Genomic DNA, 26,661 nt, shown 5'->3' on the forward strand with positions numbered 1-26,661 from the left:
GATGCGGCGATGATACCAGCCTCGGTCCGGTGTCGGAAAAGTCCCTCCCTATCGGGGCGATATAAAAATACCTTGTGAAGGGCGCCGACACCGACATCGCCGAACTCACTTCGAAAACTTCGTCGAATAGCCTAGAATCATGGCCTTAACCGTGAAACACGACGTTCGCCAACCCCGTACCTCAGGTTACCGTCATGAGCGATATTCAGACTCTTCTCGAACAGAATCGGCGTTGGGCCGATGGCGTTCAGCAGCGCGATCCGCACTTCTTTGCGCAGCTCTCGCAACAGCAGAACCCGGACTATCTATGGATCGGTTGCTCCGACAGCCGCGTTCCTGCCAACCAGATCGTCGATCTGCCGCCGGGCGAGGTTTTCGTCCATCGTAACGTCGCCAATCTGATCTATCACAACGACATGAATGCGCTTTCGGTGGTTCAGTTTGCTGTCGACGTGCTCAAGGTCAAGCACATCATGGTCGTCGGGCACTACGGCTGCGGCGGGGTCAAGGCTGCGATCACCGGTGGCGAGCACGGTATCGTCGACTACTGGCTCAACAGCATCAGCGAGCTCTACCAACAGCATCGCCCGACTCTCGAGTCGCTCCCTCTGGAAGAACAGATCGATCGCATGTGCGAACATAACGTTCGCCTGCAGGTCGCCAACCTGTGTCGCACCAAGATCATCCAGCGCGCCTGGGAACGCGAGCAGCCGCTGTCGGTTCATGGTTGGGTCTACGGCCTGACCGATGGCCGCGTCAACGACCTGGGGTGCACGGTGTCGCGTGCCGATCAGATGGGAAGCATCCGCATCCAGCCCACTTTTTCCGCTCAGGAGTGATTGCCAGTCCGGCCAGCCGAGCAACGGTTCAACGCAACGCCATACTCGATAACAACACCAATAACGACGACGGGACTCTCATGCGTCTCAAGACGATCATGCTCGGCTTGCTGGTCGGGGCCCAGTTGCTGCCGTCAATGGCGGCAACGGCCCTGGCAGATGACGACAAGGGCATCACGCTCCGTGTGGCATACGACACCGCCCCTGTGTCGCTGGACATCCAGGAGCAGCTCTCGATCGGCATGCTACAGCTGTCGCATCTAGCCTTCGATCCGCTGGTTCGATGGAACCGGGATCTCGAATTCGAACCTCGTCTCGCCACGAGCTGGGAACGTCTCGACGACACCACCATGCGGCTGCACCTGCGTCATGGCGTTACTTTTCACAGCGGTAACGCCTTCACGGCCACGGATGTCGTCTGGACGGTGCGACGCCTCAAGCGAAGCCCCGACTTCAAGGCCATTTTCGACCCTGTCGAGCGCATCGAGGCGGTCGATGATTTCACCGTCGATCTCATGACCCGTCAGCCCTATCCGCTGCTGCTCAATCTCGCGACCTACATCTTCCCGATGGACAGCCGGTTCTATACCGGGATGTCAGCGGACGGGCGCGACAAAAGCGAGATCGTCAAGAACGGCAATTCGTTCGCGTCGAGCCACCTGTCGGGTACCGGACCTTTCGAAGTGGTAAAACGACAGCCAGGCACCCGAACCGAGTTCATCCGTTTCCCGAACTACTGGGATCAGCATTCGCCGGGCAATGTCGATCATCTGGTGATGACACCAATCGCCGAAAACGCCACTCGTGTGGCTGCCCTGCTTGCCGGCGATGTCGACTTCATCTCGCCGGTGCCCTTCAATGCGGTGCAGCGATTGCGTCATGCCGATGGTTTCGAGCTGGTCACGATGCCCGGCACGCGTATCACCATGCTGCAGCTCAACGAGCAGCGGGTGCCGGCATTTCGCGATCCCCGCGTTCGCCGCGCGTTCGCCTATGCGGTCAATCAGAGCGCGATTGCCGAACGCCTGTTGAAAGGCTTCGCGACGCCCGCCGGGCAGATGTCGCCCGAGGGATATGCGGGCCATGTCGCAGCGCTGGAGCCGCGCTACGATCTCGCCAAGGCCAGGAAACTGATGCAGGAAGCGGGCTACGCCGAAGGTTTTTCGGTCACCCTGATGGCGCCCAACAACCGCTACGTTAACGATGCCCAGACCGCGCAGGTCGCATTGGCGGTAGCCGCCATGCTGGCCAGGATCAACGTCACTGTCGAGTTCGAGACACTACCCAAGAATCAGTACTGGGCCGAGTACGACGAGCGCGCGGCCGACATGATGATGATGGGGTGGTATTCGGATACCAGCGATTCCGCCAATTTCTTCGAATATCTGACCTTCTGTCCCGATCCCGTTACCGGCGCGGGCCGATACAACGCCAGCGAGTACTGCAATCCGCAGATCGACGCGCTAGTTCGCCGTGCCAACCTCACCATGCAGCCGGAGGCTCGCGCCCGGCTGCTGAGACAGGCAGAGCGGGCAATTCATGACGATGCCCCGTTCATTCCCCTGTATTGGCAGAATCTTGCCTGGGCGTCGGCCGATCGCGTCGAGATTGCGCCAGTGTTGAACGTGATGAACATGCCCTACCTCGGCGACGTGGTCGTCCACCCGCGATGATCATGTTTCTGATTCGGCGGCTATGCCAGGCGCTCGCGGTGATGTTCGTCATCAGCGTGATCGGCTTTGCGATTCAAGGCGGGCTGGGGGACCCCGTGCAGCAGATGCTGGGGCCGACGGCATCCGAAGCGGAATCAGCGACGTTGCGACACTCGCTTGGCCTGGATCAGCCGCTATGGGCTCAGTACCTGCATTTCGCGGGCAATGCCGTGCGCCTGAACTTCGGCAACTCCTACTTTTTCCACGAACCCGCGCTCAGCGTGATCGCCCGCTATCTTCCCGCCACCCTGGAGCTGGTGGCGGCCAGTGCGCTGCTCACGCTCGTGCTGTCGGTGCCGATAGGTGTCTTCTGCGCCATCCGTCCACGCAGCTGGCCGTCGAAAGCACTGATGGGGCTGTCCGCGCTCGGCATCTCGGTGCCGGTATTTCTGTCGGCCATGGTATTGATTCAGCTCTTCTCGATCGGCGTGCAGGTGACGCTGTTCCCGGCGGACACCCAATGGGGAGACTGGCTCAATCAGCTTCTCTCCATCGAAGGGGGAATGCCGGCCTACGGGCGTGGCAATCCGGTTCATGTCTGGGGCGTCTGGTATACCAATTTCGCCTCGCTGCAGGGTCTCGTCTATCTGCTACTTCCTGCCCTGTCGCTGGCATTCGTCATGCTGCCCCTGTTCGTGCGTCTGATTCATGCAGAGATGCTGGATGTATTGGAATCTGACTACGTGAAATACGCCAAGGCCAGGGGGCTGCGGCCGTCGCGCATCTATTTTCTGCATGCGCTGAAGAACACGTTGCTGCCGGTAGTGACCCTGGGCGGGGTCCAGATCGGCACGCTGGTGGCCTATACCCTGCTGACAGAGACCGTGTTCCAGTGGCCGGGCGCGGGGCTGATGTTCCTGGATGCCATCGAACGCGCCGATATGCCGCTGATCGTGGCCTATCTGATGGTGATCGGTTTGATGTTCGTCGTGACCAACACTCTCGTCGATCTGGTTTACCGGCTGCTGAATCCGCGAGTGATATTGACCCGGAGCGTGGCATGAGTATCCAGGATCCGTCGTCGCCAACGACCTGGCGTCGTTTTCGCGACTCCTATTTCCTCTACCGCCTGCAGCGAGATCGCCGGGCCCAGATCTGCATGACGCTGTTCGTGGCGATGATGGCCAGCCTTTTGCTCACGCCATGGCTTGCGCCGAGCAATCCCTACGATCTTGCTCAGATCAGCCTGCTCGATTCCGAATTGCCGCCGCTGTGGATAGCGGGAAGCGACCCCGCTCACCTGCTGGGGACCGATGCGCAGGGGCGGGATCTGCTCTCGACAATGCTTTACGGCGCGCGGGTGTCGATTGCGATCGGTTTCGGGGCGGTGCTGGTTCAATCGCTGCTGGGAACGGCGCTGGGTCTGCTCGCAGGCTACCGCGGGGGAGTGATCGACACTCTGCTGATGCGAATGGCCGATATCCAGCTGTCGTTCTCCACCTTGATGATGGCGATCGTCATCGGGGCGGTGGTCAAGGCCGCGTTTGGCGGCGCGTTCTATGGCGACTACGGCGTCGCGATCCTGATCCTGATCATCGGCTTGAGCGAATGGCCTCAGTACGCCCGTACCGTCAGGGCCAGCGTGCTGGCGGAAAAGCAGAAGGAGTATGTCGATGCCGCTCGCGTGCTGGGCTTTTCGAATTATCGCATCATGTGGCGCCACATCCTGCCCAATGCCCTGGCACCGATCTTCGTGCTCTCCACCGTCCAGATCGCCAATGCCATCATGGCCGAGGCGGCGCTGTCGTTTCTGGGCCTGGGTATGCCGGAGACCGAACCGTCACTGGGCTCACTGATCAAATCCGGGTTCGATTATCTGCAGTCCGGCTCCTGGTGGATCACATTGTTGCCGGGCCTGTTGCTGGTAGCGTTAGTGCTGGTCATCAACCTGCTGGGGGATTGGTTGCGCGACACGCTGAACCCCCGTCTCCACCGGGCTCGGCACGAAGACTCGCGATAACCGCCCAGCCCAAGAATTCAGCTCAAGGAACCGCTGCCATGGCGTTACTGGAAGTCGAGCATCTCGAGGTGTGCTTTCCGTCGAGAGACGGGGAGATACGAGCGGTGCGCGATGTCAGTTTCACGCTAGAACGTGGCGAACGTCTGGGCATCGTTGGCGAATCCGGTGCCGGCAAGTCGGTGCTCGCCTTCAGCCTGCTGAAACTGCTCTCCCGCCCCGGGCGTATCGTCAGGGGCCAGGTTCGGTTCGAGGGGCGCGAGCTGACCCCGCTGTCCGATCGCCAGTTGCGCCGGATCCGGGGCAATCGGGTGGCGATGATCTTCCAGGATCCGCTGACGACGCTCAATCCGGTGCTGACCATCGGCCAGCAGATGATCGAGAGTCTCAAGGCGCACCGCCGGATTGCCGCCCGCGACGCAAGGATCCTGGCGCTCCACAAGCTACGCCAGCTGCAGGTGTCGTCACCCGAACAGCGCCTCGAGCAGTATCCGCATCAGCTTTCCGGCGGACTTTGCCAGCGCGTCGTGATCGCCATCGCGCTGCTGCTGGATCCCGACATCATCATTGCCGACGAGCCGACCACTGCCCTCGATGTCACCATCCAGGCCGAGATCATCGCCCTGCTCAGGCAGCTTTGCGACAAGCACAACGTCGGTCTGATCGTGATCTCTCACGATCTCGGTGTCATCGGTCAACTGACGCAGCGCCTGCTGGTGATGTACGCCGGCCGCATCGTCGAGCAGGGCCCGACCCGTGAGATCATCAATGACGCGCAGCATCCCTACACCCAGGGGCTGATCAACGCCCTGCCCCAGATGACGCTGCCCCGTCAGCGTCTGGCGCAGATCCCCGGCAACATGCCGACGCTTTCCCGGGCGCCGGACGGATGTGCCTTCCACCCCCGCTGCCGATACGGATTCACCTCCTCCGGGCAGCCACGCCAGGACTGCCGCGAACGGGTTCCCGGGATCATCGTATCCGGTGACAGCCAGGTCGCCTGCCACTGGGTGCAGGAGCTGATAGCAACCGCGCCCGTCGAGGAGGATATGCCATGAACCCGATCGACGCATTGCGGACGCTGGGTCGCGCTGCCGACGTCCCCGCACCGCTGGTCAAGGTGCTTAGCCTGCGCAAGCGTTTCGCGCTGTACCCGGATCGCCTGCTGCCCTGGCGTTTCGATAAGCACAGCCGGGCTTGGCGTCGTCAACGGATTCATGCCGTGAACGGCGTCGATCTGGAGATCCAGCGCGGCGACGCGCTCTGTGTGGTGGGCGAATCGGGCTGTGGCAAATCGACCCTGGCGCGGCTGATCATGGGGCTGCTGAGGGCAAGCGAGGGGGAAGTTCACTATGACGGCCAGCGCATCGATCACCTGAGTGCCAAGCAGTGGCGCCCGTTTCGCCAGCGCATGCAGATGATCTTCCAGAACCCTTATGCGTCGCTCAACCCGCGGCTGACGGTACGACAGAGCCTCGAGGAGCCGATTCGCCTCCACCATCCGGGCTGGTCGCGTTCGCGGATTCGTGACAGAGCCGATTCGCTGATGGCCGACGTGGGCATCGATCTCGGCTGGAGCGAACGCTTCGCACACGAGTTCTCCGGCGGACAGCGGCAACGCATCGCCATCGCTCGCGCGCTGAGCGTGGACCCCGAGTTCGTCATCGCCGACGAGCCCGTCTCTGCCCTCGATGTCTCGGTCCAGGCTCAGATCCTGAACCTGCTGATGAATGCCCAGGCGGCGCGACGCTTGACCTATCTGTTCATCACCCACGACCTGGCGGTCGTCGAGCACTTCGCTACCCGGGTGGCGGTGATGTATCTGGGCACGATCTGCGAACTGGCGGACACCGACACGCTATTCGCCCACCCTCGGCATCCCTATACCCAGGCGCTGTTGGCAGCCAGTCCACGGTTGGAAGATGGGCATGTGGCGCCGCTCCGGCTGGGAGACGAGGCTTCCATGCCGATCGCGCCGCCGAGAGGCTGCGTGTTTCGCGGACGTTGCCCCCACGCCGACGCGCGCTGCCAACGAGAGAATCCCGAGCCGCTCGCCCTTCGGGGCGATCATCAGGTTGCATGCCACGCCGTCGAGGAGGGACGCATCTGATGGTCGTCTTCAATAGTCGACTCGGGGCGTATCGGGTAGGCTGTTTCGAATCGGTTCTATGCTGACGAGTCGATCTGCCAACCCACCGTCCACCGCATCGAAACCGTGTGATTGACGATAGAGAACACCATGGAACTACGTTGGCTCGAGGACTTCATCGTCCTGGCCGAAACGCGTCATTTTTCTCGTGCCGCCGATCAACAGAATGTCACCCAACCGACGTTTTCGCGACGCATCAAACTGCTCGAGGAATCGATGGGCACCACGCTGATCAATCGTCAGACGCTGCCACTCAGCCTGACGCCGGCCGGCGAAGAGTTCCTGATTCTGTGCAAACAGATTACCGAGCGCGTGCGGGTAACGCGGGAGCGGCTGAAAAACCTGGGTCGAGAGGACGCCCGTCGCGTCAAACTCGCAGCGCCCCAGAGCCTGTTGACGCATTTCATTCCCGGGTGGGTGAAAGCGAACGCGATCGAGCCCCAGATCGAACCCTATCTGCGAGCGACGAGCTGGCTGATCGCGGAGTATTTCCAGGCGCTGGAGCGCGGCGAGGTGGATCTGGCGCTGTGCTACTGGCCGGAGGGGCGTACGACACTGGATATCGATCTCAGTGGCGTGCGTTATCTCGAGATCGGCGAGGAGCGACTGGTGCCCGTCAGCGTGGCCAATCTCGATGGCCACCCTAGTTTCGCGCTGCCCGGCAGCAAGCGCGAACCGGTTCCGCATATTGCCTATCATCCCAGCGGATTGATCGCCGCGGCGCTGCAGGCGCATTGGGGGCGTTCCCGTCAGGAGGTGCATCTGGCCACGCTCAACGAGAACGTCCAGACCTCCAACATCCGCGAACTGGTGCAGCAGGGTTATGGGCTCGGATGGCTGCCCTGGCGGACGGTTCGGCATCTGCTCGAGACCGGCGAGCTGACGCGGGCCGGTGATCAGCGCTGGGATGTGCCGCTATCGCTGCGCCTCTACTTTCGCCAGGACAGCCGACACCCCACGTTGCCGGGTCTGCTGACCCAGCTCTCCGCCGGCGCGACGACAATGCCGGCGACAGCCTCGACGTCCGTTTCAACGTCCGTTTCAACGACAGGAACCGCACAATGAACCTCCCCATCGACACCCTCGAAACCCTACAGCGCGCGCATCTCGAACGTCTGAAGGCGTCGTACGCTGATGTTCTGGCCGCCCACAAGTTCGATGCCGTTCTCATCTACAGCGGTCACGCCGGCGTTCACTTCGCCGATGACCAGGAAGCCTCTTTCAAGAGCTACGGTCATTTCGTGCACTGGACCGGCGCCAGTCACCATCAGCACGACTGGCTGCTGATCCAGCCCGGCAGTTCGCCCCGCTGGTACTACTACGCACCGGAAGACTTCTGGCACCTGGCCACACCGGCACCCCAAGGCGTGTTGGCGGAAGTGCTGACGCCACAGCCGCTCCGTGATACCGGCTGGCCGCCCCCGCGAGACCTTTCCGCCCGGCGACTGGCGGTGATCGGCAATCTGGAAGCATCGTCGATGCCTCTCGGGGCCGAACTCAATCCGCCGGCACTGTTAGCCGCGCTGGATGAACTGCGCATGCGCAAGGACGACTACGAACGACACTGCCTGTTCGTCGCCAACCAGTGGTCGCTGGCCGGCCATGATGCCGCCAGGGAAGCCTTCGCGCTGGGCGCCGGCGAGCTGGATATCCAGCTCGCCTATCTCGCGGCGACTCGCCAGCGGGAATCCCAGGTCCCCTATCAGAATATCATCGGCATCAATCACCATGCCGGCACTCTTCACTATCAACACTACGACGTGGATGCCCCCGATACGCCGAAATCGTTGCTGGTCGATGCCGGCCATTCCCATGCGGGTTACGCGGCAGACATCACCCGTACCTGGGCCTCCACTCGAGCCGACCCGCTGTTCGAGCGGCTCATCCAGGGCGTGACCGACTATCAGCAGCATCTGATTTCACGTCTGGCTCCAGGGCTGGATTTCATCGAGCTGCACCAGGAGATGCATCGCCATCTGGCCGAGCTGCTGATCGATACAGATGTGATATCGACCAGCACCGAAGCCGCCATGGAGAGCGGCCTGACGCGCGCCTTCTGTCCGCACGGGCTGGGGCATAGCCTGGGCATTCAGGTTCATGACGTGGGAGGGCGTCAGCGGGATGGCTCGGGTGCACCACTGCCGCCTCCGGCCGCGGACCCCGCTCTGCGTCTAACCCGCACCCTCGATGCCGGCATGGTGGTTACCATCGAACCGGGGATCTACGTGATTCCGATGTTGCTGGCACCATTTCGCGAGGGGCCGCAGCGTGATGCGGTGAACTGGGCCGCCGTCGACCGGCTCCAGGATCATGGTGGCATCCGGGTCGAGGATAACGTGATCATCACATCGGAGGGGCACGACAATCTGACCCAGGGCAGACCGGTCGCCGAGGACTGAAGCTTTCCATGGCAAGCACGATCGTATCGGCTGACTTTCGCCCGCCGTCGGGGCTGCACAATGCGCATTTCCAGACAATGCTGCCGCGGGTACTGCCCTTGAGACCCGTAGCGAGAGACACGGAAATCGTCAATCTGCCGGATGGCGATTTCGTGGAACTGGCCTGGATTCGGCCAGCGCCTCAGCACCATGACGCGCCGATCTTTCTGCTTTTCCACGGCCTGGAAGGATCGTTCGATTCACCCTACGCCCGCGAACTGCTCCACGCTGCGGGCCGAATGGGCTGGCGCGGCGTGCTGATGCATTTTCGCGGCTGCGGCCAGACGCCGAACCGGCTGCCGCGAGCCTATCATTCGGGGGACACCGCCGATGCGTACTGGATCATGGGTCAACTGGCCCAGCGCTACCCCCATGCACTGATGGCCGCGGCGGGCGTTTCGCTGGGGGCTAACATGCTGCTCAAGCTGGTCGCCGAACAGGGTGGCGATGGTCTACCGCTGGAGGGGGCCATCGCGATCAATGCACCACTGGATCTTGCCGCAAGCGCCGACACCCTCAATCAGGGCGTTTCCCGCCTCTACCAGCACTACCTGCTGCGTCAGCTCAAACGCAAGGTGCTGGCGCGAATGGAAGCCATGCCCTTGCCCCTCAAGATCAATGCGCAACAGGTTCGCCAGCTGAACAGCTTCTGGGCGTATGACAATGACGTCACCGCCCCGCTGCACGGGTTCCACTCCGCGAGTGACTACTATCGCAGAGCTTCGGCAGGTCCGCTGTTGGGGGAAATCGAGTTGCCGACACTGATTCTGCATGCCGACGACGACCCGTTCATGCCGGCAAATCTGTTTTCGCGATTGCCGCCACCCTCGCCATCGGTGCGGGTGGAAATTGCTCGCCACGGTGGCCACGTCGGGTATGTGGAGAGACGCGACGGGCGCCTGTGCTCCTGGCTGACCCGGCGCGTCGAGGCGCAACTACAGCAGTGGGCGCCTCGCAGACAGCGCCTAACCGTACCTTATCCTCAGCACGATCGATAAGCGTTGCCGAGAGGCAGTCCCTTCGGGATCAGGCGGGTAACGGACAGCTGACACCGGTGCCCTTCAGGCCGCAATAGCCATTGGGGTTCTTGGCGAGATATTGCTGATGATACTCCTCGGCATAGTAGAACGTTTCCAGTGGACGGATCTCGGTCGTGATCTTCCCCAGCCCTTGAGATTGCAGCGCCGCTTGATACTCGTCGCGGCTCTGCTCGGCCGTCGCACGCTGACTCTCGCTGGTGGTGTAGATCGTCGAGCGATACTGGGTGCCGAGATCATTGCCCTGGCGCATTCCCTGGGTGGGGTCGTGGGCTTCCCAGAACGTGCCCAGCAACGACGCCAGCGACACGCGGGCCGGGTCGTAAACGACCCGCACGACTTCGGCATGCCCGGTCTTGCCGGTGCAGGTCTCTTCGTAGGTAGGATTCGGCGTGACGCCGCCGGCGTAGCCCACTGCCGTGACGACCACGCCATCCAGCTCCCAGAACAGACGCTCGGCGCCCCAGAAGCAGCCGAGCCCCAGTACGATCTGCTCGGTACCGGCCGGAAACGGTGGCAGCATCGAGGCGCCGTTGATCAGATGTTCGCCGCTGATGGTGATCGGCGTGTTGCGGCCAGGGAGTGCTGTCTCCGCGGTTGGCAACGATTCGGAACGTCGTTGAAACATGGCTTATCTCCGAGTGATCGAAGTGGGCGCACGGCATGGCCGGACGCCGACAATGTCAATGTGGGAACTCAGGTGCCACTCGCCCGACCCAGGCTGAACGTGTAGATCAGGTCGACGGCCTGCGCTGCCCCTGAAACGGCCTGCAGATAGAGGTTCTGGATCAGGCGGTAGCGCAAGGTCAGTTCGGCGATGGGAGAGAATATGCCGACGCCATAGCTCACCTTCAAGTCGTCGAACACATAACCGCTGACGACCACCTGGCTGTCGTCACCCGAACCCGAGGCATCCAGGCTCAGATCCTGCACACCGAAGGCCTGGCCCACCTGTCCCACGGCGCTACCGGTCTGGGATAGCGAGAGCCCGATCAAAGCCGAGGTCAGGGCGTCGTCCCCGCTACCGGAATCCTCCGGGGCTCGGCCCCGTAGAATGTAGGAGAGTGCTCGACTCTCCGTCATTGCCGGCTCGGAGAAGATCGTCAGGCGCGGCGCCGATGCCGAACCGGTGACTCGCAACCCGGCCACCACGTTGTCTTCGGTGGTATCCGGGTTGCGGATGGCTTCGAACTGCAGACTCGGTTGCGACGCCGGCCCGCTGAACAAGACCTGTCCCTGACGGATGATCAGGTCCTGTCCGAACGAGGTGTAGGTGCCGTCGACGAGATTGACGTCGCCATACAGCTGAACCGGCCCCGTGCCCTGACGCACCTGCAGCTCGCCCCTGAGGCCCGCCTCGAGCCCGTAGGCTTCCAGTTTCATGTCCGGACCCAGGTGAAGGTTGACGCGGACGTCGAGCTGCATCCCCGCATCGGCCAGTGCCTGGGCGGTACCGGCGCCCTCTTCGTTCTGGCGGGCGGCGGCCGCGGCCTGCTGCTGGCGATCCTCCTCCTCGGTGATGATGACGGCATCGCTGCTGGGCGCCTGGGCCGACGAGGGAATCTGACCGATCTCGAGGCGCGCCCACGGCACGCTGACGTCACCTCGCACCTGCAACCGCTGCGGCATGGCATGGATCTGGAGATCCGGGGCGATTCTCAGGCGACCGTAAGCCGGCATCGCCACCAGCAGCGGCGATTCGGTGCCATCGATGTTGACGTTGGCCCGCCACTCGGCCGGCTCCTGCCAGTCGGCGTTGCCCGTGAGATCGAGCCGCCCTTCATCGCTCTGCACGAAACCCTCGAGCGTCGACGACTGCCCCTGTAACGCCAGAGTCAGTCGGGCGTCCGTTACCGCGATCGGCGAGACGCCACCCTTGACCTTGACGCCATCGATCACGATATCGCCATTCAATGCCGGCATGGCCAGCGTGCCACCGAGCGAGACATCACCGTTGACGGCGCCTTCCAACTGATCGATTCCCGCCACCAGCGGCTGATATGGGCTGAAACGAAGATCGTTCAGCTGCAGTCGACCCTGCAGCGCACCATCGCCGGCCGGATCATCGATCCGGGCCTGCAGCTGAACCCGGCCCGCGTCTTCCAGTTGCAGATCGAGCCGGGTTTCCGCCCGCTGCTGGTTGGCATCCAGCGACAGTGACATCGTCGCTGCCGGCACCTGCCAGGGTGCACCCCTCGCGTCGACGCCGCTGACCGCCACGTTACTATCGATGTCGGCGTTGGCAGCCCAGGCCTGCCCCCCTCGTGACCAGCTGGCGACCACGTTGCCATTCGTCTGGCCATCGATCTGCCAATCGCTCGGCATGAAGTCGTTGAGCAATGCCATTGGAATGTCATCGATGGACAGCGCGGCTCGTCCCTGATCCTTTGAGGCATTCATGCGCTCGGTCAGGCAAAGCGCACCGCCTTGCTGACGAGCGAGACAGAACGGCGCGATCGTGGCGCTTGACTGGGTCAGATTGGCGTTGAAATTCAGCGAGTCGCGCAGTCCAATATCGCCGTAGTCGGTCGAGGCCGACAGTCTCGAGAATGCGCCCTGGTAGCGCTGATAGGCGCTATCGAGTCCACCCTCCAGGCGGATGGACGCTTGCGAGACGGGCAGGCCCTCGCCACCGCTCATGTCGAGGGATAGCTGATGCCGGGACAGGCGGCCGGCGAGCCCCAGATCGACGGAGCGAATCTGCTGGCCTCCGGTCTGAATGCCGCTTGCCGCGAGATCGACATCGAACTGTGGATCCTGAGTGCCGGTGGAATTGGCCTTGAGGGTCAACTGTTCGAGCCGATTCTCGGCATAGCCGACATCGTTGCCCTGAAGATCGATCGCGATCTGCGGACGCTCCAGTGTTCCGCGGCCCTGAAACTGACCCCGCAACGCACCAGAAAGATCCGGCAGTATGGTGCCCAGCGCGGGAGCATCGATCCGACCGTCGATGTCGAGATTCTGATCGATACGCCCGCGGGCGGTAATCCGGTTGTCACCCTGCCGGAAGTCGAGTTCGCGAATATCCCACTGCATCTCGCTGTTACCGTCGACCTGCGCGTTCAACTTGAGTGCCCGCTGCTGCAGCTTGCCATCGATCGCCAGTTGCGGGACCGACAGCTGCCAGCCGCCGTCGTCACGCATGGCGAAAGCCGCGCGCGTTCGGCCGTTCAACTGCCCGCTGACGGCCTGGGTGAAGGCCCCGAGTGGGAGATTCTGGAAATCCAGATTCAGGCTGGCGGAGAGAGCCGGCGCCCAGCGCACCGTCCCCTGGCTCTGGAGTTTGCCGCCCTGGCTTGCCAGCTGCATCGGTTGCCAATGGAAATGATCCAGATCCCCCTCGCCCGCAAGATTCAACGTGACGGGCGGCAACCCCTCGCCCTGACCGGCAAGATCGATGGCGGCACGGTAGTTCCGTAACGTGCCATCGACATCCAGTCCCAGATGGTCGAGCTGGTACTGGATCGCGGGTTCGGACGGGGCCCTGCCGACGGGTGCCGGGCCGCGTAGTTCGCGTGCCGCGAGGATCGCATTCTCGTCGATGCCTCCGTCCAGATCGGTAAAAGGCGCAAAGGGCCGTGTGGCCAACGGCCAACGCAGTCGACCGGTGTCGACGTGAAGCGAGAACGGTACTCCCGGTTCGAAGGCCTGAACTCGCGCATCGACCGACGCCTCGGCATGACCGACGGTGTGCAGCTTGACGTTCAGATCGGCAAGCGTACCGTCGGCGTCGAGCGTGACCGTCTGTCCGTAGACGGGGGCCCGGGTCACCCGCCCCTGTATCGACAGCGAGAGCGGGATATCGCCCTGAAGCTCCGCACTGGCGGTGAGCTCGGCATGACCCTCCGGCGACTCCAGCTGCAGCCGTTGGATCTCGATCTTGCGATCCATGGCCGAGAATGAGAGCGCCAGGCGATCCAGCTGTTGCGGGGTCGGGCCGTCCAGCCTTAGATCAGTGACCGTTACGTCCGGTGCCTCGATCTCCAGCGGCAACTGGATATCGGGCAGTTGCTCGCGAAGCGCCTGGAGACTCTGCTCGATCTGTTCGAGACGGGCGTCGGGCTGCTGGGTATCGGCGTCGGCGACATTGGCCGCGGCGGCCAGCGTCAACGGTGACAACGCCATCGTCGGCGAATCGTCGGGGAGCGCTGCCGGTCGCATGCGCTCTGCAGGCGTCTCCGGCGCTGTCGTGTCCTCATCGGGCGCATTGATGGCGACCGAGGCATCGATGGCGTCCGGGCTCAGGACGCCCGTGCCAAGCTCGGGCATGGCGAGCGTCTGCCCCGGGCTTCGTGGCAACTGAATGCGCGTCTGTTCCAGCGTCGTCGGCAGCAGTTTCAGGTGATTGCCGGACATGTCGGCACCGGTCTGGAAATGCTGCCAATGGATGTCGGTACCGTTGGCCAGGCGAATGCCCACATCATCCAGCCGAACCTGACGGATCTCGATGGGTAACGGTACGGCAATCGACGGCATGCCTCCGCCATCCTCCGCCTCGGGCGGCGGCGGGGCCTGGGTATCGCTCTCCCTCAGCCGAATACGCGCCCCGGCGATGCTCAGATCGTCGAGACACACTCGCCCCTTGAGCAGGCAATCCTCGGCCCACGCCAGGTGGAAGTGATCCACGGCAAGATCCAGCGTGCCGGCGGAGAGACGCAACCCGTCGATGGTCAACTCATCGAGCGGCGCACCCTCGAAACGCTGGGCTTCGACCCAGCCGCGCGACTGGGCCTGCTCGAACAGCCAATGGCTGCCCCAGGGTGACAACCCCAACCCGACGAGCGTCAGCACCAGACCCAGCAGCCACAGGATCAGAAACACCAGAAGCCGAATCAGAACTCCGGTCCGATGGAGAAATGGAGACGCCAAGAGTCCTCCTCGTCGTCAAACGGATGGGCGATGTCGAAACGGATCGGCCCGACGGGTGATATCCAGCGCACGCCGACCCCGGCGCCGGTCTTGAGTTCATCCGGCCACCATTCATCGAAGGCGTTACCCGTATCGACGAACGTGGCGCTCCAGAAGTTGCCGGTCAGGTGGCGCTGATACTCGATACTGCTGGTCAACATGTGCTGGCCGCCGAGAAGTTCGCCATCGTCGTTTTCAGGCGACAGGCTCTCGTAGGAGTAGCCGCGGATGCTTTGATCGCCGCCGGCGAAGAAGCGCAGCGATGGGGGTATCTTGTCGAAAGTGTTGGTCGCCATGGCACCGCCACCGATTCGACCGACGAAGCGGTTTTCGGTGCCCAGCATCCGGATCCATTGCGAATCGAACGTGGTTCGCACGAAACGCGCCTCCGAGCCCCAGGCCGGGTCCGACCACTCCAGCGTCAACTGCTGCTTGTCCCCCCAGCTCGGAAAGGTCTGGTTGCGCTTGCGCGTGCGCGACCAGCTGATGCCGGGATAGAGCAGCAGCACGGCATCGTCCTGATCGGCCTGGGTAAAGTCCTCGTAGGTCGTCTGCCAGTAGAGATCCTGGATCCAGCCATTGGAAAACTCCCAGTGGCGGGCCACCTGCACCGAACTCTCGAAGCTCTTGGTATCTTCATTGTCGATGTTCTTGAGCCCGTAGCGAACCCGGTAGCTGTCCCTCAACGGATTCTCGAGCGGGATCGTGTACTCCCCCGAGAAGCGCTGTTCCGGCGCCGAGAGATACAGCGAGTTGGTCAGGCTGTGGCCGTAGCGATTCAGCCAGGGCATGGTCCAGGAAAACTGCGTCCGCGGTCCGACGTCGGTGGCATAGCCCACGCCGACCTCGAACTGATGGCGATCCGCCGGTGTCAGTTCGACATCGACCGGCACCACCGTGGGGCGGCTATCGGTCAGCTCTCTGGCGGCGTTCAAACCGGGCCCGCCCAGCACCGCGGAGGTATCGGCAGTAGTATCGCGGCCGGTTGCCTCACGCCACCACTGGCTGGGTGCGGCCGGCGATGACTCTTCGTTGACGCGCGGGCGCACCGCGACGCCACTGAACCAGTCGGTCTGCCCCAGGTTCTGGTTGAGCGTCGCCAGGTCACCGGCGAGATAGGGATCTCCAGGCGCGAACGGAATCATCGCCTTCAGACGCCGTTGTTCGATCTGGCTCCCCTGGAAGTGGACCTGTCCAAAACGGTAGCGTTCGCCACTGTCGAAATCGAGGAAGATACGGGCGCTGTTTTCCCATGGGCGAACTTCGATCCGCTGCTGACGGAAACGGGAATTGAAGTAGCCGCGCTCCAGCGACAGGGTCGAGATTTTTGCCTTGAAGCCGTCATAACGGGAATGCAGTAGCGGGTCCCCCACCTTGAGCGGGTTCGACTGCACGACATCCTCGAACGCCTCGTCCTTCTTGGCATCCCCTTCGAGCGAGACATCGACCTGAGTGATCTTGGTGCGCTCGCCAGGCTCGATGTCGATGACGACCTGCTCGTTACTCTTGTCGGGATAGCGAGTGGCAAGCGTTGCGTTGTAATAACCGAATGCCTGAAGCGCCTGTTGGGCACGATTTCTCACCACACCATCCAGGCGCTGCCTTGTCGACTGACTATTGGCATCCAGTTCGGAGAGAATGTTGACGACGTTTTCCGCGGGAGCGCCGCTCAATCCGTTGACGGTCACGTCCAGTGCCCAGGCTTGCCCCGCGGCGGGTAGCGCAAGGCAGATCAGTCCCGTCCTTAGGACCTTGAGGTGGATCATCGACTCAACCCCCGCCGCGCTGTAGTTCAGACACATTGGTGATCAACGAGGCGACACGGCGCGTCAGTTGGGCGCGGCTGGCCTCGAGTGACCCCAACCTTTCGTTGAGTTCGCGAATCTGGGAAGCGCTGGCGCCGGAGGGCAGATTGCCGATGCGCGACTGCAGGGATTCGAGTCCCGCATTGAGAGCGGTCTGCCCCTGTCGAAGTTCCGTCACCGAACGACGAATCTGTTCCAGCGCGTCCGAGGAGGGCGTCTCCTGCTGCGCCAGCGTGTCGACACGAGTCTGAAGTTTCGAAAGCGAAGATTGCAGGTCCGTCATGGCCGTTCGTGTATCCGAGCCGTCGTTTGCCTCGACCTGCTGTGAAAGATCCTGCTGATTCTGGCGCAATGTCTCGAGCGACGCGGTGAGCTGATCGGACAACTTCTGGTCGGCCTGCTGCTGCCGATCGAGCGTCTCATCGACTGAGTCGAGACGGTCGTCCTGCTGCTGCTGGCTACCCTCCAGCGTGCCAAGGCGAGCAGCCAGCGCGCCCCGTTCATCTTCACCGGTGCTTTCGAGCGCAGTAAACGAGGACTGCAGCGTTGCGATCAGATCCCGAAGATCGTCATCGGTCTGCTGCAGCGATTCGAACTGCTTGGCGATCTGATCGCCCTGCCGAGAATCGGCGACCCGGGTTTCCAGACTGCCCACCGCCGCCTGGGTGGATTCGAGCTGATCGCGCAAGCGATCGAACTCGCCACGCAGGCTCTCGCCGGAGGCATCCAGTGTCGAACCGGTGGCGTCCAGGCGCTGGTTGAGCTTGGCGATCTGGGCATCCTGCGCCTGCAGTCTCTGCCAGAGCTGCCAGCCGCCCAGGCCGGCGCCGGCGATCAACAGCAGGATAAAAATCCATAGCGGCCATACCCTGGGCGGACGCCGGCCCGGCGAACCCTGGTAGTGGCGGGTTGTCCGGCGCGGTGACGTCATGTCGCCGCGATCGGGCACGATGGTCGGGGATGCACGATGCTCGTCGGATGGTGATGGCATTGCCGTCGTATACCTTGCCAATAGTGATGCTGACCTGACCCAGAAGCGGAGACAATGCTCGGTGTCCAACAGCTCAGACCCCGAGTTCTCGAGATATCATCACCGCGAGCCGATCTCGAGCCGCTAACTATGATTACGTTACGTGAAAGCCGGGGCAAAGCCTAGGCTTGGCAGCGCAGGGTTCGCATGTTAACAGCAGGAGCCGGAGAAGCGACCGGCGCATTGGCGAAAACGGTGCCATTCGCGATAGCATGCCCCGGCAATCTCCTGGCTTGGCCTGTTGACTCCCACTCTTGCCTCGATCACTCGCTGTTGATTCACGGATGGCTTCGACCCACTTTTTCACCACACCGATGAGTACGATGTCTCACTTAGCGGCCCGATTCGAACTACCCGCCCTTCCCTTCGAGCGCCATTCGCTGGAGCCAGGAGTGTCTCGGGCTCAGGTAGATCTGCTCTACAGTCATTGCCATCGCCGTCATATCGATGCCCTCAATGCAGCTCTGTCTCCAGAGGACGATCGATCCCTGGCAGCGCTGGCAGAAGCCGGTGATGAAACCGTGCGCCATCACGCCCAGGAGGCCTGGAATCTGGTGTTCTTCTGGCATGGGCTGAACGCGCGGAGTGTGGATGTCCCCGGCGCACTGAGTCGACGGATCGATGCCGCCTTCGGCGGCGTGGGAGCGCTTCAGTATCAGTGGCGGCAACAGGTCCAGAGCAGCGCTGGCGGTTGGTCCTGGCTGGTGGAGGGTCCTCGAGGGGAGTTACTGCTGGCGACCTCGGCGCCGGGGCAGGCGCCCGCGGGATCGACACCCTTGCTGGCCATCACGTTGGCAGAGGACGCCTACCGGATCGATCATGCCCAGCAGCGTGGGGCGTACTTCGATGCGCTGTGGCCGCACCTGAATTGGGAGTACGCGCAGCTCAACAGTGAGGTTGCCGAGCGCGCGCCAGACTGACCAGCCGGCGCGCGTTCGGGCAGCCGCCGCCTCCCGGCTAGGCGCGACGGCCAATACCGCGGTAGACGAATCCCCGCGAAGCGACGTAGGCCGGATCATAGATGTTGCGTCCATCCAGGATCAGCGGCGTGTTAAGCGCCTGCAGCAGTCGTCTCCAGTCCGGGTTCCAGTAGCACTTCCATTCGGTCACGAGCATCAGGGCATCGGCCCCCTCGCAAGCGCTGTAGAAGTCGCCCGCGCACAGCTCGAGCTGCGGATGATCGGGATAAAGCTCTCCCAGCGCATGCAGCGCAGCCGGGTCATGCACCTTGACCGTGACACCCTGGGCCCAGAGCGCTTCCAGCAATGTCAGCACCGGTGCGTGATCGATCCGAGCCGTGCCCGGTTTGAACGCCGCCCCCCAGATAGCGACGGTACGGCCTTCGAGCTCGCCCTTGAAGTGGTTCCAGAGCTTGCGGAACAGCGTCTCTTTCTTGCTTTCGTTGATGTCGAGAACATGCTCGAGCAGATGAGACTCGCGGCCCGTGGAGTGCTGGACATCGGCCAATCGGACCAGATCACGAGAAAAGTTGGGGCCACCGAAGCCGCAGCCGGGATAGAGATACTCGAAACCGATACGGGTATCGGCGCCCATTCCCTGACGTACGAATTCCACATCGACATCGAGGGAATCGGCCAGACCCGCCAATTCGTTCATGAAGCTGATGCGGGTCGCCAGCATACCGTTGATGGCCAGCTTGGTCAGCTCTGCGGCGCGCCGGGGCATCAACTGGAACACTTCGTGACGCCGATTGAAGGCGCGCAGCAATTCGCGAATCTGCTGCGTGCCCCACTCCTCTTCGCTGCCAAGCAGCCAATGGGCCGGCCGGGTAAACGTTTCCCAGGCCCGCCCCTCCTCGATACGGTCCGGCAACGCGACGGCGACCTGGCCGGAGTGCCCCAACAACGCTTCCAGCTTTTCCGTCTGCCCCACCGGAAAGGTGGAGTTGTTGACGATGACCAACGGCGTGGTCTGGCGACCCGGTACCTGCTTGACGTAACGCTCGGCGGCGTCGCGCTGGTCCGGCGACAGGGCCAGCCAATGCACGTCAGCATCGGTATCGGCAGGAATGTCTTCGACGATCGTCAACTGGCCGGAGGCTTCGCCCGCCACGATCTGATCCTTGAGTCCGGGCTCGCTGATCACCCAGTCGGCATTGGCCAGACTCTTCCAGGGGAAATCGGCATGTGGCATCCAGGTAACCTGATGCCCAACCGAGCATAATGCGGCCGCGGCAGTCGCCGCGGCCAGTTCGCTACCATGTACGACCACCCGCATCGACTTATTCCTCGGCTGCGTATTGTTGAATCAGCTGCCGGAAGCCTTCACCCAGCGTCGGATGCTTGCGTCCCAGTGCCAGCGTCGCTTCGAGATAGCCGAGCTGGCTACCGCAATCGTAGGTCTGACCCTGCATCCGATAGGCGGCGGCGCCACTTTGCTTGCGCAGTGTCTCGATCGCATCGGTCAGCTGGATTTCGTTACCCGCGCCGGGAGGCGTCTCGGCCAGAATCGGGAAGATCTCGCCCGGCAGCAGATAGCGTCCGATCACAGCCAGCGTCGACGGCGCTTCCTCGACCTTGGGTTTCTCCACCATGCCGGTCAGCGGCGCGCTCTTGCCGGCAACCGGCTCCTCGCCCTCCAGCGCCACGATACCGTACTTGTAGGTCAACTCCTTGGGTACGGTCTCGACCATGATCTGTGCCTTGCCGGTCTCGTCGAAGGCTTTGATCATGCCGGTAAGGTCATTACTGGCCAGGCCGTCATCGTCGATGACGACATCCGGCAGCAGGACCGCGAACGGGTCGTTGCCGATCACCGGACGGGCGCAGAGAATCGCATGGCCGAGACCCAGCGCCTCGGGCTGGCGCACGCTGATGATATTGACGTCGTCGGGAATGATGTTGCGAAGTTCTTCGAGAAGTTCGTTCTTGCCCTTGGCTTCCAGCTGCGTCTCGAGCTCGAAGTGCTTGTCGAAATGGTTCTCGATGGCGCTCTTCGAGGAGTGCGTGACCAGAACGATCTCCTTGATACCCGCCTTCACTGCCTCGGTGACCACGTATTGAATCACCGGCTTGTCGACGATAGTGATCATTTCCTTGGGAATTGCCTTGGAGGCGGGGAGACAACGTGTGCCGAAGCCGGCGACGGGCAGTACAGCCTTGCGAATCATCTTTTGAGTCCTTCCCTTCCTGGGTATGTAATCAACGGAAGTCAGCGTCCCGATATCGAATCCTCCCGCTAGCTTAGCGGGCGAGAAGCCGAAAGCACAGTCGCAGAACGACGACACCAATCGTGCCGCCTGTGCACCATCCAGTTTTTGCTAACTTGGCATCCAGTCAAGCTACCGTCCATAGTAGAATATCGTAAAGCCACGCATTGCTGCACCGGCTCCGAGTTTTCACGACGTTTAGAGCGGTTCGGTCGGCAAGGCGATGATATCTCCCGGAAGGAATCTATTCATGACTCAATCGCATCACGACAACGTCGCCCTCCACGGCAATGTGGATCAGGCGGAGATTGCCAAGTTCGATGCGCTGGCCAGCCGCTGGTGGGATCGTGAGGGCGAGTTCAAGCCGTTGCACGACATCAACCCGCTGCGTCTCGGCTTCATCGACGCACAGGTTTCTCTCGCCGGCAAGCGCGTCATCGATGTCGGTTGCGGTGGCGGCATTCTGAGTGAAGCCATGGCAATGCGTGGCGCCGAAGTCACGGGTATCGATCTGGGCGAGGCCCCGCTGGCCGTCGCCCGCCTGCACCAGATGGAGAGCGGCGTGGAAGTCGACTATCGCCACATCAGCGTGGAAGCGATGGCTGCCGAGCACGCTGGCGAATTCGATGTCGTGACCTGTCTCGAGATGCTCGAGCACGTTCCCGACCCGAGTTCGGTCATCGAGGCCTGCGCCAAACTGGTCAAGCCGGGCGGACATCTGTTTTTCTCGACGATCAACCGCAACCCGAAATCCTACGCCTTTGCCATTCTCGGTGCCGAATACGTGCTGGGCCTGCTACCCCGCGGGACGCATGAGTATCGTAAATTCATCCGCCCCTCGGAGCTGTCCAGTTGGTGCCGACTGCACGGCCTGCGGCTCCAGAATCAAACCGGACTGACCTACAACCCGGTGTCGCGACGCTATCGCCTCACGGCCAATGACGTTTCGGTCAATTACATGGTGCATGTACGTCCGGAGTGGACCGGTAACGGCGACGAGAAATGAGTTCGAGTGCATTGCCGCAAGCGCTGCTGTTCGATCTCGACGGCACCCTGGTCGATACGGCACCCGATCTGGCGGAAGCCACCAATCGGCTGCGAGAGCATCATGGCCTGGAACGGCTACCCTATCAGGTCATCCGCGAGCAGGTCTCCAACGGGGGCAGCGCGCTGGTGACGCTGGCTCTCCAACTCTCCAACGATCACCCTGCACATGCGGGTGCTCGCCAGTACCTGCTGGACCGTTATGCCGAGGTCGTGGCTGACAACAGCTGCCTTTATCCGGGGCTGGAAGCGCTCATCGCGCGCTGGGAAGCCGACAATCGGGGTTGGGGTATCGTGACCAACAAGCCGCGGCTGTACGCGGCGCCGCTGATCGAGGCGCTCGGATTGCGTCCTGGCGTCCTTGTGTGCGCTGACGACCTGCCGGTCAGGAAACCCGATCCCGAGCCGTTATGGTTTGCCGCTCGCGAGCTTGGCGTAGCACCCGCGCAGTGCTGGTACATCGGTGATCATCGGCGAGACATGGAGGCGGCCCAGCGTGCAGGCATGACGGCGATCGCCGTGCGTTACGGTTATATCCCCGCCGACGAGGCCATCGATGAGTGGCCAGCAGTACGCTGGTTCGATACGTCCGAACTGCTCGCCAGCGAGCTCATGACGTCAAGCGCCAAAACCCAGCGAACCTCATGGATGGGACGCTAGTGTGGCGTCTCGCAAGTAACGCGAAGAAATATCGGATGCATGGCGTTGCCAGGCCAGGCGCGAGGAGGCGTCATAGTGGGGTCTATGGCAACGACGAGCAACGCCGCATGGCGGCGCCAGGGACCGGTATTATTGGATGGTGTTTGTGAGACACCACACTAGTTTCGTCTGGAAAGTCGACGAGCGAGGGCAAGACCGGGGCGCGTAGCCAAGGCAAAAATCGATGAAGACGGACCGGGCTGGCGTACCCGTTTACGCGGTGTCAATGAGCATCTTGACCGGGCTGGTGCACCAGCTGATTTTTAACGCCGCATGGGCCAGTGCAGGCAGTTTTCAGACAGTGCCTAGACAAGATTGGGTGGATGCGTCAGCTCAAGGCTTCGGCGGCTGGGCATCGAAGGCCTGGCCACTGAGTCCTTGGCTATCCGGCCCCATCAGCCAGAGATACGTCGGCATGATCTCTTCCGGCGTGCGAAGCCTCTGGGGATCCTCGTCCGGGTAGGCGGACTGACGCATGCTCGTGCGTGTCGCGCCCGGATTGAGCGAGTTGAAGCGGATCGCGGAGCCTTGATGCTCGTCAGCCAGGATCTGCATCAAACCTTCGGTGGCAAATTTCGAGGTTGAGTAAGCGCCCCAGTTGGCACGTCCTCGGCGCCCGACGCTGGAGGACGTAAAGATGACGGAGGCCCCGGTCGAGCATCCCAATAGCGGTAACAGCGCCTGGGTCAACCCCAGCGTGGCGCTGAAATTGACCTGCATCACTCGAGCCCAGAGTGCCAGGTCATAGTCTTCGACCGTGACTCGGTCACCGAGAATACTGGCGTTGTGGAGCAGGCCGTCAAGACGACCGAACTCCTTTTCCAGCTTGGCGGCAACCGCCAGATAATCCTGCGGCGTCGCGCTCTCCAGATTGAGCGGAAATATGGCCGGCTGCGGCGCCCCCATGGCTTCGATGGCGTCATAAACCCCTTCGAGACGACTGATGCTGCGACCCAGCAAGATCACCGTCGCCCCGTGCCGCGCATAGCTCATGGCCGCAGCCCGGCCAATGCCGGCGCTGGCACCGGACACCAGTACGATCTTTCCGTCGAGCAACCCTGGAGGCGCTTGATAATCGATGTGGCAGGTCATACTCGTGTCCTGAGTCGCGAATTCGGGGTAACCGATGGACCGATTCGATCAGCCCATCTGATTGAGAAAATCGCTCGCCATCTGCGCCGCGTTGCTGTCGGGATAATCGCTGCGAACCCGCTCTAGCAGCTCGCGGCTACCCGCGGTATCCCCTTGACGTGCTTTCAGCAGACCGAGCTTGTAAAGCGCATCCGGCACCTTGCTGCTCTGCGGGTAGTCTTTGATGACGGTATCGAACGCGTCGGCTGCCTGATCCACCTGTGACTGGGCCGAATAGAGCTCGCCTAACCAGTAATGGGCATTGGGAAGCAAGCTGGACTGCGGATAGTCATCGATAAAAGTTCGAAAGGCATCGATCGCCGAGTCGAACTGGCGTGACTGCACCTGCTGAAACGCCGCCTGATAGGCATCGCGTCCTTCTTCACCGCCGCCGCTCGCGCCAGATTGCGCCGAACTGCCCGCCGAAGCGTTGACGCTGTCATTTGGCGGTTCACTGCCACCGGCGACATCATTGGCGCTGCCGCTGTCGACATTGGTACTGTCGACGTCATTGGCAGTGCCGTTCGAGCCTCCGCCGGAGCCTTCCTGACTGCCTGCCCCCATGCCACCGCCGGAAAGGCGATCGTCAAGGTCCAGGTACTGTTGTTGAGTCTGCTGCTTGAGCTGATCCAGCTGATATCGTAGCTCTTCGACCTGGCCACGAAGCTGTTGGATCTGCTGCTGGTTATCCTGCAGCTGATTGAGAATCGTCAGCGTTCCCCCGCCACTCTGGCGAGCTTCCGTCTGACTGTAGAAACCGTTCGACTGACCGGTGAGATCGTCGACGACGGGTTGCTGAGCCCATACGGACAGCGGGAGCACCAGGGCTCCCGCGCCGCACAGTCTTTTCAGACCGTGTTTCATGCTTTTCTCCGTCGGTACTTAGTACGAGAATACGACGCGACGGTTCTTGGCGTAAGCTTCTTCGGTGTGGCCCTGCATTGCCGGACGCTCTTCACCGTAGCTCACGATCTGGATCTGAGACGGAGACACGCCCTGGACAGTCAGATACCGCTCGACCGCCTGTGCGCGGCGCTCGCCGAGACCCAGGTTGTATTCACGGGTGCCACGCTCGTCTGCATAACCCTGCAGCGTCACGTTGGCGTTCGGGTTGGCCATCATGTACTGAGCGTGGCCGCGCAGTACGGATTCGAACTCGGGGCGAATTTCTTCGCTGTCGAATGCGAAATAGATGGTGTTGACGCTAGGCATCTGCTCGCCGGCGCCCATCTGGGAGCCTGAAGTGCCCTGACCGGAGTTCATGCCCTGTCCGGACATGCCGCCGGAAGTGCCATCCATGTCCCCTTCCTGGGTGCCGCCACTGCTAGAACAGCCAGCCACCACGGCTAGTGAAAGCGCGACTGCTAACGTCTTGGCGTAGGTCTTGATTTGCATTGTCATCTCCTTGCTCGGATGTCGAATGACACAATGACTGTAGTCGTTTAGTTCAGAAACGGCGACCACGCGGGTTCGCGTACGTCACCCTGCGCCGAAGGCAGTCGGAAAGACGCGCGTCCATCCGAAGAAACTGCCCCCAACACACCTTGCGCCCCTTGCTGGGTAGCGAAGATTATCATGGTGCCATTCGGCGCGACACTGGGCGATTCATCCCAACGTGAATCCGTCAAGACCGTGACACGACTGGTGTCCATGTCCTGCTTCGCCACGTGATAGCCGCTGTCGTCACGAGTCACCATGAAAAGCGTTTTGCCGTCGGGAGAAAACCGCCCGTCGGAGTTGTAGTTGCCGGTGAAGGTCACCCGCTGGGCCTGACCGCCGCTGGCAGACATGCGATAGAGCTGCGGAGCGCCACTGCGATCGGAGGTAAAGATCAGCGACTGGCCGTCAGGCGTCCAGTCCGGCTCCGTCTCGATGGCGGAATTGTTGGTCAGACGCGTGAGCTGGCGAGATGCCAGATTCATGACGTAGATTTCTGGCTGGCCGTCCTTGGAGAGCGACATCGCCAGCTTGCTGCCGTCCGGCGACCAGGCAGGGGCGCCGTTGATTCCCCGGAACGAGGTCAACCGCACGCGCTCGCCGGTCGAGGCGTTCTGCACGTAGATTGCCGAATTGCCGGATTCGAACGAGACGTAGGCAATCTTCTGACCGTCCGGCGACCAGGCCGGTGACAATATCGGATCATCCGACGACAGAACCTGCTGACTGTTGTAACCGTCGGCATCGGCGACATAGAGGGCATACCGCGCGTTGTCCCCTGCGCCGCTGGCAGAAACGTAAGCGATCCGGGTCGAGAATGCACCGCGAATGCCGGTGATCGCTTCGAATATCTGATCGCTGATGTAATGGGCGCTGGCCCGTAGATTGCCATTGGACGAAGTCAGCGTCTCACCCAGCATGCGCTTGCCGCCAAGAATATCCATGAGTTCGTACTGGATGCGATATTGATCGCCCTGAGGCTCGATCTTGCCGACCACGAGGTAGCGGGCATCGACGCGCTTCCAGTCATCGTAGAAGACATCTTCGCTGCTGCTGGGCAGTGATACCAGCGCACTGCGGCTCAGCGGCGAGAACTGGCCGCTGTGCTCGAGGTCGTCGCTGACGATTTGCGCCACGTCCTGTGGCAGCCCACCTTGACCACTGAATTCGAACGGCACCACGGCGATCGGCGTGGCCTGATCGCTGCCGCGGGTGATCTCGATGGTCAAGTTCTGCGCCTGAGCCGTGGTCGTCAGGCACATCAGTCCCACCAACGACACCAGCCAACCGGCAGTCAGGGTTTTCC

Annotated in this window: 22 protein-coding genes; 12 read left to right on the top strand and 10 right to left on the bottom strand. The window is 62.1% G+C overall.

What is annotated here, in order from left to right; genetic code table 11:
• The first annotated feature begins 194 nt into the window (after nucleotides 1-194).
• From can to DOM36_RS04225, 9 genes are all read left to right on the top strand, one after another.
• Nucleotides 195-839, top strand: a complete 645-nt coding sequence (gene can / locus DOM36_RS04185) for a carbonate dehydratase (RefSeq protein ID WP_075568728.1) — start codon at nucleotides 195-197, stop codon at nucleotides 837-839.
• Nucleotides 840-919: 80 nt separating this feature from the next.
• Nucleotides 920-2,512 carry an ABC transporter substrate-binding protein gene (locus DOM36_RS04190; protein WP_075568727.1) on the top strand — a complete coding sequence of 531 codons (1,593 nt, stop codon included), beginning with the start codon at nucleotides 920-922 and terminating at the stop codon, nucleotides 2,510-2,512.
• Nucleotides 2,509-3,555 carry an ABC transporter permease gene (locus DOM36_RS04195; RefSeq protein ID WP_110641475.1) on the top strand — a complete coding sequence of 349 codons (1,047 nt, stop codon included), beginning with the start codon at nucleotides 2,509-2,511 and terminating at the stop codon, nucleotides 3,553-3,555. Before DOM36_RS04190 ends, DOM36_RS04195 begins: the two co-directional genes overlap by 4 nt.
• Entirely contained in the window at nucleotides 3,552-4,511 is a 960-nt protein-coding gene (locus DOM36_RS04200) for an ABC transporter permease (protein WP_075568725.1), read from the top strand. The genes DOM36_RS04195 and DOM36_RS04200 overlap by 4 nt, the downstream gene beginning before the upstream one ends.
• Nucleotides 4,512-4,549: 38 nt before the next feature.
• The gene (locus tag DOM36_RS04205) at nucleotides 4,550-5,566 is read left to right on the top strand and encodes an ABC transporter ATP-binding protein (RefSeq protein ID WP_075568724.1); all 1,017 of its coding nucleotides are present in this window, start codon (nucleotides 4,550-4,552) and stop codon (nucleotides 5,564-5,566) included.
• Nucleotides 5,563-6,618: an oligopeptide/dipeptide ABC transporter ATP-binding protein gene (locus DOM36_RS04210; protein WP_110641477.1), complete on the top strand. Its 1,056-nt coding sequence runs from the start codon at nucleotides 5,563-5,565 to the stop codon at nucleotides 6,616-6,618. Before DOM36_RS04205 ends, DOM36_RS04210 begins: the two co-directional genes overlap by 4 nt.
• A gap of 129 nt (nucleotides 6,619-6,747) precedes the next feature.
• On the top strand, nucleotides 6,748-7,722 hold the full coding sequence (locus DOM36_RS04215; RefSeq protein ID WP_110641479.1) for a LysR family transcriptional regulator: 975 nt from the start codon (nucleotides 6,748-6,750) through the stop codon (nucleotides 7,720-7,722).
• Nucleotides 7,719-9,056 carry a Xaa-Pro dipeptidase gene (gene pepQ / locus DOM36_RS04220; protein ID WP_110641481.1) on the top strand — a complete coding sequence of 446 codons (1,338 nt, stop codon included), beginning with the start codon at nucleotides 7,719-7,721 and terminating at the stop codon, nucleotides 9,054-9,056. The genes DOM36_RS04215 and pepQ overlap by 4 nt, the downstream gene beginning before the upstream one ends.
• 8 nt (nucleotides 9,057-9,064) lie before the next feature.
• Complete coding sequence (locus DOM36_RS04225) at nucleotides 9,065-10,093, top strand: hydrolase (protein WP_110641483.1); 1,029 nt, start codon at nucleotides 9,065-9,067, stop codon at nucleotides 10,091-10,093.
• A gap of 28 nt (nucleotides 10,094-10,121) precedes the next feature.
• Here the strand turns inward: DOM36_RS04225 and msrA are convergent, their stop codons facing one another.
• From msrA to DOM36_RS04245, 4 genes are all read right to left on the bottom strand, one after another.
• On the bottom strand, nucleotides 10,122-10,760 hold the full coding sequence (gene msrA / locus DOM36_RS04230; RefSeq protein WP_110641485.1) for a peptide-methionine (S)-S-oxide reductase MsrA: 639 nt from the start codon (nucleotides 10,758-10,760) through the stop codon (nucleotides 10,122-10,124).
• A 68-nt stretch (nucleotides 10,761-10,828) separates the two neighbouring features.
• Nucleotides 10,829-15,001 (bottom strand): translocation/assembly module TamB domain-containing protein, encoded by a 4,173-nt coding sequence (locus tag DOM36_RS04235; RefSeq protein ID WP_232823722.1) that lies wholly within the window; start codon nucleotides 14,999-15,001, stop codon nucleotides 10,829-10,831.
• On the bottom strand, nucleotides 14,965-16,806 hold the full coding sequence (locus DOM36_RS04240; RefSeq protein WP_110641911.1) for an autotransporter assembly complex family protein: 1,842 nt from the start codon (nucleotides 16,804-16,806) through the stop codon (nucleotides 14,965-14,967). Before DOM36_RS04240 ends, DOM36_RS04235 begins: the two co-directional genes overlap by 37 nt.
• A 4-nt stretch (nucleotides 16,807-16,810) precedes the next feature.
• Nucleotides 16,811-17,836, bottom strand: a complete 1,026-nt coding sequence (locus tag DOM36_RS04245; RefSeq protein WP_075568717.1) for a hypothetical protein — start codon at nucleotides 17,834-17,836, stop codon at nucleotides 16,811-16,813.
• Between the two features lie 362 nt (nucleotides 17,837-18,198).
• On the opposite strand from DOM36_RS04245, the gene DOM36_RS04250 reads away from it, so the two are divergent.
• Nucleotides 18,199-18,795, top strand: coding sequence for a Fe-Mn family superoxide dismutase (locus DOM36_RS04250; protein ID WP_198651193.1), 597 nt, complete (start codon nucleotides 18,199-18,201; stop codon nucleotides 18,793-18,795).
• 37 nt (nucleotides 18,796-18,832) lie between these two features.
• Here the strand turns inward: DOM36_RS04250 and DOM36_RS04255 are convergent, their stop codons facing one another.
• Together DOM36_RS04255 and galU are read right to left on the bottom strand one after the other, a co-directional pair.
• Nucleotides 18,833-20,113 carry a nucleotide sugar dehydrogenase gene (locus DOM36_RS04255; RefSeq protein WP_075568715.1) on the bottom strand — a complete coding sequence of 427 codons (1,281 nt, stop codon included), beginning with the start codon at nucleotides 20,111-20,113 and terminating at the stop codon, nucleotides 18,833-18,835.
• A 4-nt stretch (nucleotides 20,114-20,117) separates the two neighbouring features.
• A complete protein-coding gene (galU, locus tag DOM36_RS04260; RefSeq protein WP_075568714.1) occupies nucleotides 20,118-21,005 on the bottom strand; it encodes a UTP--glucose-1-phosphate uridylyltransferase GalU in 888 nt (295 codons plus the stop codon).
• A 289-nt stretch (nucleotides 21,006-21,294) separates the two neighbouring features.
• Between galU and ubiG the strand changes: the two genes are divergently transcribed.
• On the top strand, nucleotides 21,295-22,050 hold the full coding sequence (ubiG, locus tag DOM36_RS04265; protein ID WP_075568713.1) for a bifunctional 2-polyprenyl-6-hydroxyphenol methylase/3-demethylubiquinol 3-O-methyltransferase UbiG: 756 nt from the start codon (nucleotides 21,295-21,297) through the stop codon (nucleotides 22,048-22,050).
• Nucleotides 22,047-22,748 carry an HAD-IA family hydrolase gene (locus DOM36_RS04270; protein WP_110641489.1) on the top strand — a complete coding sequence of 234 codons (702 nt, stop codon included), beginning with the start codon at nucleotides 22,047-22,049 and terminating at the stop codon, nucleotides 22,746-22,748. Before ubiG ends, DOM36_RS04270 begins: the two co-directional genes overlap by 4 nt.
• Before the next feature lie 372 nt (nucleotides 22,749-23,120).
• Here DOM36_RS04270 and DOM36_RS04275 read toward each other — a convergent pair whose 3' ends face one another.
• From DOM36_RS04275 to tolB, 4 genes are read right to left on the bottom strand one after another with little or no spacing between them, the layout of a single operon-like run.
• Nucleotides 23,121-23,879: a YciK family oxidoreductase gene (locus DOM36_RS04275; RefSeq protein WP_110641491.1), complete on the bottom strand. Its 759-nt coding sequence runs from the start codon at nucleotides 23,877-23,879 to the stop codon at nucleotides 23,121-23,123.
• A 48-nt stretch (nucleotides 23,880-23,927) separates the two neighbouring features.
• Nucleotides 23,928-24,782 carry a tol-pal system protein YbgF gene (gene ybgF / locus DOM36_RS04280; protein WP_110641493.1) on the bottom strand — a complete coding sequence of 285 codons (855 nt, stop codon included), beginning with the start codon at nucleotides 24,780-24,782 and terminating at the stop codon, nucleotides 23,928-23,930.
• Nucleotides 24,783-24,800: 18 nt separating this feature from the next.
• Nucleotides 24,801-25,313 carry a peptidoglycan-associated lipoprotein Pal gene (gene pal, locus DOM36_RS04285; protein WP_075568709.1) on the bottom strand — a complete coding sequence of 171 codons (513 nt, stop codon included), beginning with the start codon at nucleotides 25,311-25,313 and terminating at the stop codon, nucleotides 24,801-24,803.
• Between the two features lie 47 nt (nucleotides 25,314-25,360).
• On the bottom strand, nucleotides 25,361-26,617 hold the full coding sequence (gene tolB / locus DOM36_RS04290; protein WP_232823737.1) for a Tol-Pal system beta propeller repeat protein TolB: 1,257 nt from the start codon (nucleotides 26,615-26,617) through the stop codon (nucleotides 25,361-25,363).
• Nucleotides 26,618-26,661: the final 44 nt, after the last annotated feature.

Origin of the sequence: Salinicola sp. CPA57, assembly GCF_003206035.1 — a bacterium.
Classification (GTDB): domain Bacteria; phylum Pseudomonadota; class Gammaproteobacteria; order Pseudomonadales; family Halomonadaceae; genus Salinicola; species Salinicola socius.